The organism is Arenibacter lacus, from assembly GCF_008711145.1.
GTDB classification, from domain to species: Bacteria; Bacteroidota; Bacteroidia; order Flavobacteriales; family Flavobacteriaceae; genus Arenibacter; species Arenibacter amylolyticus.
The window spans coordinates 1-384 of sequence record NZ_VVIN01000268.1; the positions used below are offsets into that span (position 1 = coordinate 1).

The following is a 384-nucleotide window of genomic DNA, read 5'->3' on the forward strand; positions in this document are numbered from 1 at the left end:
CTCTATTTTTTCCCTCATTCCCCACCTCATTCATGGTTGCTGTATCGTATAACCTACCGTTGATCATGGTGTAGATAACGGAGTTAGAATTTTTAATGTCTTCCAAAGGATTCTCCTCCAAGACAATTAAATCTGCTAACATCCCGGTTTTTAAGGAGCCTAAATAACTATCCATTCCTAGGTAATGTGCCCCATTGATAGTAGCGGCTTTTAGCGCTTCCATGTTAGACATTCCGCCCTGTGCTAGCATCCAAAGTTCCCAATGTGCGCCAATACCTTGTATTTGGCCATGTGCACCCAAATTAACTTTAACGCCTGCATCGGCCAATTTCTTTACACTTTGGGATACCAAGATGTGTCCATTATCATATTCCTTTAATGGCG

General features: G+C 41.9%; 1 protein-coding gene. It reads right to left on the reverse strand.

All coding sequences use genetic code 11. The annotated features are described in order from the left end of the window. Positions 1-384: amidohydrolase family protein (locus F1E73_RS17455; RefSeq protein ID WP_150452710.1), on the reverse strand; the 384-nt coding region annotated here is incomplete at both ends.